Genomic DNA, 10,362 nt, shown 5'->3' with positions numbered 1-10,362 from the left:
TCAATTAAACGGTTGGTCTTGAGTCTGAACTCTATGGTTTTTGTCATACGTTTTTCTGATTCTCTATATACTGATGAGGAGACTTTTAAGCCTCTGAGCAATATCGCCAACAAGAACAGGACGCCTGTACTTCGGACACCATACAATATGGTACTTGCAGGTAGATACAATATTTTTATTGGATTTCAATTGTTCTTTTCTGTTCATACATAATTATACTACACATAGCTATAATTTATCGCCTTATATCCCCATGCCTGAAGGCAGGGGCATTACGGCGATGGATGGTAAATTATTGCTTCTCCTTCCAATAGATAACAACTTTCTTTTTCTGGATATTGCCAGTCGAATTTGGAAACATCTTTTTCCCATATCGGCCAGTGACTAACGCCGAGTTCCTTTAGCCGCTGCTGGGTCGGATTTTTTTCTATTAGAATTTCCATGGATTTATTATTCATAGGGTTTGATAAATGGCTTCGAAAACAGAAGAATAATCACTATTTTCAAAACCTTGATCGATAGCCATCTGGATAAGCTTTTCGTAGGCTTTTAAAGGCTCCGATTGGATCGAAAGCTTTTCTGTTTCTTTCGAGCATAGTGTTAGGTCTTTTAAGAGCAGCTTTAAAGTAAAATTAGCTGAAGAATAATCTTTGTTTAGAATTCGAGGCAGTTTTTTATCGAAAGTCGCACAATAAAGACTACTTTTTCGGAGGATCTCCATAAAGAGCTCAGGATCGATCCTTTCTTTTAAGACCATTGAGAGGCTTGTAGAGAAGGCAATAATAGAAGAAATAATAAGTTGATTCAAGGCGAGTTTCAAAACGGCGGCTTTTCTTGGATCCCCTGTGAAAAAAACTTTGCCTAGCGCTGATAAAAGCGTATACCAACGGTGGTATTCTTCCTCACTGCCTCCAAACATCAAAAGAAGGGTCCCACTCTTTGCTTCATTTTTGCTCCCTAATACAGGCAGTTCGACAAAAGACCCTCCTTTTTCTTGGATTTTGAGTGCTAGCTCTTCGGATTCCTCCGGGCTAATAGTTCCCATTTGAAAGAAAGTTTTTCCATGGAAGGCAGTTTGCACGTTAGGTTCAAAAAGGAGATTTTTGGTAACGGTGGCATCGGAAAGGATAAGGAAAATAGCATTGGCAGCTTCTATGGTTTCAGAAACAGAGCTGCACAACTTTGCTCCAAGAGAAACAAGATCCATTGCTTTAGCAGCGGTACGGTTGTAAACCAAAAGAGAGTGGTTAGTAAGCAGCCATCTTTCGGCTATGCTGTGACCAAGTAGTCCAGTCCCTATGAGAGCAATTTTATGAACGCTCACATAAAAATTAAATCAAAGGAAAGAATAAAAAAAAAATAGATTTTTATTTTTTTTGCATCCGTTAATTTATGACCATGATCAGAACAGGAATTGGATATGATGTGCACAAGCTGGTTAAAGGGAGAAAGCTGGTTATTGGCGGAGTAGAAATACCTTTTGAATATGGTCTTTTGGGCCACTCTGATGGCGATGTGTTAATTCATGCAATGGCTGATGCTATCCTTGGAGCTATTGGCAAAAGAGATATTGGCTTCTTTTTCCCTAATTCGGAGCAAAGATGGAAGGATATTTCTAGTTTAATTTTCTTAAATGAAATTAGCCAGCTGCTTTCTAAAGAGAATTGGAAAGTTGAAAATATAGATTCTGTCGTTATTTGTGAACAGCCAAAACTTTTTCCTTTTATCGATGAAATGAAAGTAAAAATAAGTTTGTCTTTAGGGATTGATCCTTCCCAAATTGGGATCAAAGCCACAACAAACGAAAAACTTGGGTTTCTTGGAAGAGCTGAGGGAATCGCTGCTTTTGCCAGCTGCCTTCTCTCTAGCGCCCATGTTCCTTCCTATTCGTCTCACTAAGAGGATCGAAGATCAATGGGTCATTAAGCAATGAATCAGTGTCTTTGGGACAAAAATTCCTGGATCTGAGTTAATTCAATAAGAACAAGCCGGTCAAGGAGTTGCAGCTCTGTGCCTGTTGCTTGGGAAAGTGCAATAAGGTAGTGGTGCAAATAACTTTCGGCGGTCAATGCTTGGGCTGTTGCAGCCAGCCGATGCAAGACTTCGGTAGCGCTTAGAAATTCCTTGTAGGAAAGATAATTTGAAATTTCTTTCCCAATGAAATTCAATATCCAGCCCCACATACCTATCATCATTGGATTTTTGACTTTCCTCCGAATATGAATAATGCCTACCGCTGCTTGCCATGCCCAATATTGTAGATCAAAGGGACCATCTAACGTTCGTCTCCACCAATTTCTAAGTGTCCATTCCCTGTTTTCTCTTTCCGTTGGATCAAAAATAGAAGCCGTTGGAGGATGACTATACAGAAGGTCATAAAATCCGTTGACAAGTTTGGCTTCTAAAGGATAAAGATAAGGCCTTAAAGAGAGCAGTATTTCTCCATCTTTTTGGTTGAACCGGCAACTTTCTGGCATCTGCTCAAGAATAAATTGAGTGACAGCAACTATATTGGCATGCATAAAATCCAAAACTTAGCAAATGGAAGGAGAATGGAAAATAAGGGAAGCTACTTGCCTCTTTTTTAGGGAAAATTCTTATTATACCTCTTCCAAAACCGTATAGCTATTAGGGAAATGCCTAAAGCCTCGTCATTCTGGCTTTTTTCTTATTTAATATACTCTTTGGCAGATCATAGAAATGGAGGGCTTGAACAGTTTCTATACAAGTTGCTTTTTCCTTCTCATAAATGTACATTCTAAACCTGTCGCCCAAGCTAGTCAGCATTCAAGAGGCCGCCGAGTTCTTAGGGGTTGCGCCGCAAACACTACGGCGCTGGGAGCGCGAGGGCAATCTCCTACCCGATGAACCCACAGCAGGTGGGCGGCGACGCTACGACCTTGCACGGCTTCGGCTAGACCAATTTCATGTGCCGGAGAAGGTAGGCCGCACCATTGCCGCCTATGCCCGTGTGTCCAGTCACGACTAGAAGGACGATCTGGAAGGGCAAAAACAGGTTCTTGAGCTGTTTTGTGCCCAGCAAGGTTGGACATTCGAGCTGATCGCGGACCTGGGTTCTGGCATGAACTACCACAAAAAAGGCCTGAAGCGCCTGCTGGATGCGATCATCGGCGGTGAAGTTGGGCGCCTGCTCATTACCCACAAGGACCGACTGACGGGCTTTGGGGCGGAACTGGTGTTCGCCATCTGCGAGGCAAAAAACCTGGAAGTGTTCATCCTCAACCAGGGTGAGGACAGGACCTTTGAAGAAGATTTAGCCAAGGACGTGCTGGAGAGCATCACGGTGTTCAGTGCACGACTCTACGGTAGTCGCTTGGGCAAGAACCAGAAACTGTTGGATGGTATCCGGAAAGAACGCGCCACAGATGCCGACGCTATCCCCCTGCATCCCGCCGAAAACCAAGGCGCGACCATGGTGGATTTGGAGGTATCGGCCATGGCAACACTCTCCAGAAGAGAAAAGGTACTCGGTCCCAAGCCGCACAGGGCCTTGCTCAAGCGATTGGGGCGACTCTCTAGAAATCTCTTGCGCAAGAAAAAGGGGTCGGCCAATCGGACCAAAGCCAAGGCTTGGATTTGCAAGGCTGCATGCCCGTATTGCCAACATCCGGCAGGACGCCTCGCACAAGCTCAGGTCCGATCTTACGCGACGGTTTCATCCCATCGCTATCGAGGAGCTGAACGTGCGCGGCATGAAGAAGAACCGGAATTTGCCCTGCTCCCTATCCGACATGGGTTTCTTCGAGTTTCGGAGACAACTGGAATACAAGGCAGAAAGGCGTGGTGGTTTGGTGCTTGTCGCTGGTCGCTGGTTTCCGTCCAGCAAGAGCTGTTCGGCATGGGGGACGGTCCAGGAAGCACTGCCGCTGACCATTTGCCAGTGGGTGTGCCCGGAGTGTGGAAGCATCCACGACCGGGAGGTGAATGCGGCCAGGAATATCCTAGAGCATGGTTTGGCCGTCCTAAACGGCCCTATGGCGAGTTCCGCCAAATGTGAAGCCGGTGGAGAAAAAAACTCTAGCCGCTGTCGCATGACGATGGGAAAAACTGTCCTCTGTGAAGCAAAAAGTTAGCTTTGTTCTTGTGTGAGCAGGAACGAGTAAGTCTGACGGAACGGAATATTAAAGAGATAGGAACACAGGCTTGGGCTTGTGGTGAGGGTCGGCAAAGTTTCTTTGCATCCTGTCTAGGATGCCAACAAAAGGTGTCGGCATACACTTTTCGTTGGGCCACATGATGGCTATGGGAATCGTCTTGTGGCCTAAGCTACCTGCCTCTATCGTTTGCAGCACTAATTAAGATTAGCTTTTATTGCCTACAGCTTTCCAGAGCGCTTGGAACCGATGGGACGGTAGGAAGGGGTTTTCTAGATTGCTCCAAACTGCTTCCTAAACAAACGAATGGAAGATAGGATGTCTCTATGTGAATATAAAGGCTAAGAGATTATTATATAGGAATTATCTTTGCCCTTTTGTTGAATTTTACGATTGTACCTCTTGGAAGGATCGCTCGAGTAAATTGTACATCCATGCCATTTCTTCCATCATTCTTTATTACCTTACCAAAGGCTCTGGTACCTTCTGGAATGGTATAAGATAATACTCTTAGGGTTCTTGTAATGCGAATGGTGACATCCGTGCCTGTTTTTCTATAAACAGCGGCTGCCCGAAAGAAGGCAACCTTGACAAAGCATGGCTCAAATTTAGCGTAGGGGTGTTCTTTATTAGTTTTGATTTTTTCCTTTGTTGCTTTTTCGATCGTTGCAACCATTTCATGTTTTGGGGAAAGAGGTGGCTGTTTCTTTTTCTGTTCAGCAAACCTTCTCAAAGCTTCCTGTTTTTCTTTTGGATGTTGTTCTAACTCTAAGTATTTACGCCAAATTTGTTCCCATGCCAAGATTTCATCTCTCCTATCATTGGCCATCTGCAAAGCCGTTTTTAGATAGGTTCCTGGAGTTTTAATACTCCATGGAGCATCCTCTATTTCAGCTTCAAGGGTCCATCCTCCTAGCGAATTTTCCGAAGCTCTGACAGCTGCCTTTAGCTGAATCTCTTCTCCTTGTCTAAAAGCTATTTGTTGATGTGTGTAATCGTAACTCATTCCAGATGGAAGCGAAGGAATAAATACCGTATTTTCTATTTCTTTAATTGCCATCTCTCTAAGATCTTTTGGAATTAGATCAATAGATTTTAATTCCTCTGGGTTTTGAAGGATAGGGGTGGAAGCAACTTTGAAGATATCCATGTCGACCGAAACCCTAACGGAACAGTCAATACGCAAGCCGATGGGGGTTTGTTCTATCTGCTCTATATTGATTTCTATGATGCTCAGATATTCTGGAATGGATTGTTCGACAGCTGTTTCAATTTGATCGATGGTTGGCCTATTTTTCTCTAGGGTAAGATAAGCCTTATGAATATCGAGAAGGAAGCCAAGATGAAACTTAAAAAGATAGAAGGAGACAAATACAATAACAATGATAATGGTGGTGCCAATAGTTATTATTTTTTTCACGATGAGATCCTTGATTAATTTAAATCCATTGGCCCTTTTTCGTCTTGCTTAGAGAAAAAAGAAAATAATGTTGATCCATCTAACTTATTGCCCAGTAGCCATAAAATTAACCGCAATGGATTTGAAATACCGCCTCATGGAGCTGGCGAAAAAGTAGAGAGAGAGAGTAAAGACGTCTCCAAGAATGGATGCTCTACAGTCTTTTCAAGCCTAAAGTCTGAAGATCCTAGTGTTGCTTAAGGCTGGAAGTGCATTTCTTTGAAATGCCAATTAGGCTCTTTTTGGTGGGTTCTGGTCTATTGGGGGGAAAAAAAACTTAAAACAGCTACCGAAGCAATTCTAGAAGGAAGAAGAGCCGGCTGAGGGATTCGAACCCTCGACCCACGGTTTACAAAACCGTTGCTCTACCTCTGAGCTAAGCCGGCAATGTGCCCTAGCTACTCCCCTAGGAATGGGTTTCTTTACAGGTTCTTCAAACTGTGTGCTCCTTCTAGGGAACATAGCCCATTTCAGGTGCTGGGCTGGAGGTGCGACTAAACCAGAGAACTTTCTTGTTCAGCCTCCTACTGCGTAGGAGATATTCTGCTGCATTTTGGAAACAAGCATCACTGATCTAATGCCAATGCTATCCATGTGTTCAGCCAGCCAATAACCTCCCACTGGTTCTACAAGCTAAATTTTGTCCATTCCCTGTTTCCAGAGCTAGTGGCAGTTACCACATTCCAGACACAAACTAAACAAGCCCGGCCTGTTCCAGGTCAAGCACTCGAACCGATCATTTGCTTCACCGTAGTCAATACTTCTGCCCAGGCAGATCTACTCTTATATCATTCCTGTTATCCTAGCTTTATCAGGGATACATTCAAGCCAAAAAACAAGAGGGAGCCAGCCAAAGAATTTCATTCAATCCTCTCGATGGGAAAGCTATTCTTGCCCAGCTCCCTTATGAGCCATCATTGTAAAAGAAAAATCCTTTGCCTTTCTATTTTTTCTATCCTTCCATCCAATAAAGAGATATGCTAAAAAAAGCAAAAGGAAAGATACAAAGACAAAAGCCATTAATAGGAAAAAATCCTAAAATCTTCAAAGTACAATGAGGTAAATGCTTGCAATTTTTGTTTGATTAACAAACATATTGTTAAAAAAATTTTTTATGAAAAAAAGTTTATTCCCGATAAAAGTATTTTTATTTTTCAGTCTTCTTCCAATTGTTTGTTATGCAGCCGAAATCACATCGATTAAAGGCGGGGATCAGAATAGCGTGGTTACTACCTATGGCATACCGGTCCAAGCAGGTAGTTCTATTCAAGTAGGCCAAGTTATAAAAACAGACTACTTTTCAGTATGCACAATAGGATGGAAAGATAAGGGGGAAGAAGTGACAGTGGATAGCCTTACGGTCGTTACTTTAAAAAATGAAAATCCTATTGTCTTCGAGCTAGATAGAGGCAAGATCGAGTTCAGTTCAAAGGATTTTAAGGTGATTACAAAAGGGGGGACATTTACTTCTCAGACATCAGGAAGATTTTATGCTTCTTATGCTCCTGGCGAACAACAGTATGCAGCAGAACAAGGAGAAGCAACCCTCTTGTTAAATGTAAAAAATGAAACTTTTCAACTTCATTCCGGGGAGATGGTCTATGTAAGAGCGGATGGCACAGCTGAAAAAAGACCAATCTCTCAAGAAAAGAACCAAGAAAAAAAGTAGCGTTCTCTCTCCATTCCTTCTTTACATCAATAGTGAGGTTTAGAAATTATAAAAAAGATTGCTTAAGCTAATTATTTTGATTATCAGAGAATTACCTTTATGAACTCAAAACCTTCTCTTTTTTTTAATAGATTTCTGATTGCGTTTATTCTTTCTTTTTTTGGCCTGATGAGGCCACTCCATGCCTCTTGGAATTTAAAAGAAATAGTCTCCGATGCCTCTGCAGTCATTCATCAGTTTAAACAGGAAGGGAAGATTCCAAAATCAGTATGGGATAAAGCAAAAGGGGTAGCTTATCTTGAAGTAACCAAAGGTGGTTTTGTCATTAGTGGAGAATACGGTAAAGGTCTTGTTGTTGTGCGACTTCCCATTGGAGGTTGGTCGGGGCCATCGGCAATTTCAGTAAGTGGCATTGGGGTGGGATTACAAGTGGGAGGAACCAAAACTGACTATGTGATTATTCTTAATTCAGACAAAGCCGTTAGACAATTTTCTCGTGGGGGCAAAGTCCACTTAACAGGAGAAATGAGTGGGGTGGCTGGCCCTGAAAGCGAAAGGCAGGCTTTGATAAAACCTAAAAGTAATATCTATACTTACCGATCCACTGAAGGTCTCTTTGGTGGAATTGCGCTGCAAGGGATAGAAATTCGTGAAGAACCAGAAGTCAATGAACGCTATTACCATAGAGCAGTTAGTCCCTCTGAAATCTTCTCTGGAGAGGTACAACCGCCTAAAAGTGCCCAGAGCCTTATCGATACATTGAATGAACCTTACCCTAAGTAAATATTATTTTCCCTGATGGTTTCTCTATAGAAATAGGGAAAATATTATGGAATATCTACCTATTTCCTTCTTTAAGTAAAAATTGTAATAATTCTTTTGTTATTCATTTTGAAGGCTAAAATATTGCCTATAAAAAAAAGAGTGAAAAAAAAAATAGTAAAATTTATTTTCATGAAAAAGAGAGAAAAAAAAGAAAAAAAGATTCTACCTAAGGATCCTGCGGTAGAAGCAATGGGTAAATTAATAAAGAATTCCGATGTTTCTCGTGATGAAAAACTTAATAAGCTTATAGAGCACAATCTTTTTTTGCAACGACGTCATGAGTAAAACTTCAAAAAATGGCATAGAATAAAGAAAGACTTTATATTTTCTTTTTTGTTTTACATTTTCTTTTTTTTCAGATTTTTATACTAAATGGCTATTACTACATCTTATTCTTTAAAACAGGTTCAAAGGAGGCTTTTAAAATCTAAAGTGATGGGTTGCTTGAGGGAGGAGGATCGAAAAAAAGCTTCCATTGAGATCACATATCGGTTGTGCAGCCATCCGGTCTGGCAAGATGCTCGGGTTGTAGCCCTTTATTCTTCTCTCCCTTCTGAACCGGATACTTCTGATATTTTCCGATTAGCCAAAGCCAGCAAAAAGAAAGTTTTGTTCCCAAAAGTGGCAGGGAAGCAACTTTTGTTTTTCGAAGTAGAGAAAAAGGAAGATCTAGAAAAAAATTTCATGGGAATCATGGAACCGAAGTCTTCCTGCATCGAAGTTTCAAGCCAAGACATGGATCTGATTCTTGTTCCAGGAGTTGGCTTTGATCGTCAAGGACAAAGGCTTGGAAGAGGCCTTGGATTGTATGATCGCTATCTTTCCACACTTCCATCGAAAGTGTGTCGAATTGGTCTTTATTTCTCTTTCCAGGAAATCCATAAAATCTATACCGAACCTCATGATCAACGGCTGGATCTTATTATTACTGAAAAGGAATTGATTCGAGTCGTTTTGCGATCTTAAATACTTTTTTTGGTCATTTCAGAGAGCTTTTAGGGGGCTTGCTGCATGAGTAGGTTCTGAGCTGAAGGTAGTCTATGCAAGCTAATTTTTTAAATGGTAAGATCGCCATAGTAACAGGTGCAAACAGTGGTATAGGCAAAGAAATTGCCTATGCTCTATCTGCTTCCGGAGCTAGTGTGGTGATTGCTTCTAGAAGAATGGAGTTAAATCAACAAGTCGCTTTAGAAATCGAAACCAAAACATTTGCTAAAAGTCTACCTTTAGAAATCGACGTTTCTAAAGAAGAAAGTTGTCTCCGGCTTATTACTGAAACAATCAATTGTTTTGGTCGCATAGATATCCTTGTGAACAATGCCGGCGTTGGGATTTATGCTCCATTAGAAGAGTTGTCCACCTTGAGTTTTGATCGGATGCTCAAAACCAATCTTTATGGAACATTTTGGTGTTCAAGGGAAGCTTTTAAGCAGATGAAAAAGCAGCAGACAGGAGGGTATATTATCAATATCTCTTCTCTGGCAGGAGTGGATGCTTGGTCGAATACAGCAGGTTATAGCGCTTCTAAGTTTGGCGTAATGGGACTGACTAAAGCCATGGCTGATGAAGGGAAAAGGTACAATATAAAAGTGACTGCAATTTGCCCCGGGATGGTAGCCACTCCGATGACTGGAGTCGAAGGAATGTTCTACATACAACCCGAAGATATCGCTCAAACGGTTCTTTATCTATTGAGTTTATCGGAAGCTTGTTGGCTGACCGAAATTGTGATTCCACGGAAAGGGGCTTGAACAGTTGCTATACAAGTTGCTTTTTCCTTCTCATAAATGTACATTTTAAACATGTCGCCCAAGCTAGTCAGCATTCAAGAGGCCGCCGAGTTCCTGGAGGTTGCGTCGCAAACACTACAGCGCTGGGAGCGCGAGGGCAAGCTCCAACCCGATGAACGCACTGCAGGTGGGGGCGATGACGCTACGACCTTGTGCGGCTTCGGCCAGACCAATTTCATGCGCCGGAGAAGGTAAGCCGCACCATTGCCGCCTATGCCCGTGTGTCCAGTCACGACTAGAAAGACGATCTGGAAGGGCAAAAACAGGTTCATGAGCTGTTTTGTGCCCGGCAAGGCTGGACATTCGAGCTGATCGCGGAGCTGGGTTCTGGTATGAACGGAACGGCGGAATGAAAAACCTATAGCGAGGGGATGAGTTCTTTCTATTTTACCATCCATCGCCGTAATGCCCCTGCCTTCAGGCATGGGGATATAAGGCGATAAATTATAGCTATATGTAGTATAATTATGTATGAACAGAAAAGAACAATTGAAATCCAATAAA

Annotated in this window: 11 protein-coding genes, 1 tRNA gene and 3 pseudogenes; 9 read left to right on the top strand and 6 right to left on the bottom strand. The window is 42.1% G+C overall.

Features of this window, described 5'->3' with window-relative positions; all coding sequences use genetic code 11:
- Positions 1 to 75 precede the first annotated feature (75 nt).
- The 3 genes and pseudogenes from A7Q09_RS00780 to A7Q09_RS00770 form a co-directional block, all read right to left on the bottom strand.
- Positions 76 to 207: pseudogene (locus A7Q09_RS00780) on the bottom strand (transposase); the annotation flags it as partial.
- A 65-nt stretch (positions 208 to 272) separates the two neighbouring features.
- Entirely contained in the window at positions 273 to 443 is a 171-nt protein-coding gene (locus A7Q09_RS00775; RefSeq protein ID WP_134389429.1) for a cupin domain-containing protein, read from the bottom strand.
- 11 nt (positions 444 to 454) lie between these two features.
- The gene (locus tag A7Q09_RS00770; RefSeq protein WP_134389426.1) at positions 455 to 1,324 is read right to left on the bottom strand and encodes an NAD(P)-dependent oxidoreductase; all 870 of its coding nucleotides are present in this window, start codon (positions 1,322 to 1,324) and stop codon (positions 455 to 457) included.
- Positions 1,325 to 1,398: 74 nt separating this feature from the next.
- On the opposite strand from A7Q09_RS00770, the gene ispF reads away from it, so the two are divergent.
- On the top strand, positions 1,399 to 1,899 hold the full coding sequence (ispF, locus tag A7Q09_RS00765; protein WP_134389425.1) for a 2-C-methyl-D-erythritol 2,4-cyclodiphosphate synthase: 501 nt from the start codon (positions 1,399 to 1,401) through the stop codon (positions 1,897 to 1,899).
- Between the two features lie 35 nt (positions 1,900 to 1,934).
- On the opposite strand, the gene A7Q09_RS00760 is transcribed toward ispF, so the two are convergent.
- Positions 1,935 to 2,522: a protoglobin domain-containing protein gene (locus tag A7Q09_RS00760; protein ID WP_134389424.1), complete on the bottom strand. Its 588-nt coding sequence runs from the start codon at positions 2,520 to 2,522 to the stop codon at positions 1,935 to 1,937.
- A 227-nt stretch (positions 2,523 to 2,749) separates the two neighbouring features.
- Here A7Q09_RS00760 and A7Q09_RS00755 point away from each other — a divergent pair.
- Together A7Q09_RS00755 and A7Q09_RS11195 are read left to right on the top strand one after the other, a co-directional pair.
- A pseudogene (locus tag A7Q09_RS00755) lies at positions 2,750 to 3,373 on the top strand (IS607 family transposase); the annotation flags it as partial.
- Positions 3,360 to 4,094, top strand: a complete 735-nt coding sequence (locus A7Q09_RS11195) for an RNA-guided endonuclease TnpB family protein (protein ID WP_134389428.1) — start codon at positions 3,360 to 3,362, stop codon at positions 4,092 to 4,094. The pseudogene A7Q09_RS00755 and the gene A7Q09_RS11195, both read left to right, overlap by 14 nt.
- A 373-nt stretch (positions 4,095 to 4,467) precedes the next feature.
- Here the strand turns inward: A7Q09_RS11195 and A7Q09_RS00745 are convergent, their stop codons facing one another.
- Both A7Q09_RS00745 and A7Q09_RS00740 read right to left on the bottom strand, forming a co-directional pair.
- The gene (locus tag A7Q09_RS00745) at positions 4,468 to 5,535 is read right to left on the bottom strand and encodes a hypothetical protein (RefSeq protein WP_134389423.1); all 1,068 of its coding nucleotides are present in this window, start codon (positions 5,533 to 5,535) and stop codon (positions 4,468 to 4,470) included.
- 353 nt (positions 5,536 to 5,888) lie between these two features.
- Positions 5,889 to 5,960 (bottom strand) — tRNA-Thr (locus tag A7Q09_RS00740).
- Positions 5,961 to 6,688: 728 nt separating this feature from the next.
- Here A7Q09_RS00740 and A7Q09_RS00735 point away from each other — a divergent pair.
- The 6 genes and pseudogenes from A7Q09_RS00735 to A7Q09_RS11390 form a co-directional block, all read left to right on the top strand.
- Positions 6,689 to 7,243 carry a hypothetical protein gene (locus A7Q09_RS00735; RefSeq protein ID WP_134389422.1) on the top strand — a complete coding sequence of 185 codons (555 nt, stop codon included), beginning with the start codon at positions 6,689 to 6,691 and terminating at the stop codon, positions 7,241 to 7,243.
- A gap of 99 nt (positions 7,244 to 7,342) precedes the next feature.
- Positions 7,343 to 8,026, top strand: a complete 684-nt coding sequence (locus A7Q09_RS00730; RefSeq protein WP_134389421.1) for a lipid-binding SYLF domain-containing protein — start codon at positions 7,343 to 7,345, stop codon at positions 8,024 to 8,026.
- Positions 8,027 to 8,167: 141 nt separating this feature from the next.
- Positions 8,168 to 8,353 (top strand): hypothetical protein, encoded by a 186-nt coding sequence (locus A7Q09_RS00725; RefSeq protein WP_134389420.1) that lies wholly within the window; start codon positions 8,168 to 8,170, stop codon positions 8,351 to 8,353.
- Between the two features lie 87 nt (positions 8,354 to 8,440).
- A complete protein-coding gene (locus tag A7Q09_RS00720) occupies positions 8,441 to 9,034 on the top strand; it encodes a 5-formyltetrahydrofolate cyclo-ligase (RefSeq protein ID WP_134389419.1) in 594 nt (197 codons plus the stop codon).
- Positions 9,035 to 9,108: 74 nt separating this feature from the next.
- Positions 9,109 to 9,819 (top strand): SDR family oxidoreductase, encoded by a 711-nt coding sequence (locus A7Q09_RS00715; RefSeq protein WP_134389418.1) that lies wholly within the window; start codon positions 9,109 to 9,111, stop codon positions 9,817 to 9,819.
- Between the two features lie 51 nt (positions 9,820 to 9,870).
- Positions 9,871 to 10,196 (top strand): annotated as a pseudogene (locus A7Q09_RS11390) (recombinase family protein); the annotation flags it as partial.
- Positions 10,197 to 10,362: the final 166 nt, after the last annotated feature.

The sequence above is a fragment of the Methylacidiphilum sp. Yel genome, from assembly GCF_004421185.1.
GTDB lineage: Bacteria > Verrucomicrobiota > Verrucomicrobiia > Methylacidiphilales > Methylacidiphilaceae > Methylacidiphilum.
The sequence above is the reverse complement of the archived record's forward strand: the minus strand, read 5'-3'. Positions and strand labels throughout refer to the sequence as shown.

Bases quoted from the DNA above. Each gene is read 5' to 3' on its own strand.
- A7Q09_RS00775 (WP_134389429.1), bottom strand. From the start codon at position 443: ATGGAAATTCTAATAGAAAAAAATCCGACCCAGCAGCGGCTAAAGGAA.
- ispF (WP_134389425.1), top strand. From the start codon at position 1,399: ATGATCAGAACAGGAATTGGATATGATGTGCACAAGCTGGTTAAAGGG.
- A7Q09_RS00760 (WP_134389424.1), bottom strand. From the start codon at position 2,522: ATGCATGCCAATATAGTTGCTGTCACTCAATTTATTCTTGAGCAGATG.
- A7Q09_RS11195 (WP_134389428.1), top strand. From the start codon at position 3,360: ATGGTATCCGGAAAGAACGCGCCACAGATGCCGACGCTATCCCCCTGC.
- A7Q09_RS00735 (WP_134389422.1), top strand. From the start codon at position 6,689: ATGAAAAAAAGTTTATTCCCGATAAAAGTATTTTTATTTTTCAGTCTT.
- A7Q09_RS00730 (WP_134389421.1), top strand. From the start codon at position 7,343: ATGAACTCAAAACCTTCTCTTTTTTTTAATAGATTTCTGATTGCGTTT.
- A7Q09_RS00720 (WP_134389419.1), top strand. From the start codon at position 8,441: ATGGCTATTACTACATCTTATTCTTTAAAACAGGTTCAAAGGAGGCTT.
- A7Q09_RS00715 (WP_134389418.1), top strand. From the start codon at position 9,109: ATGCAAGCTAATTTTTTAAATGGTAAGATCGCCATAGTAACAGGTGCA.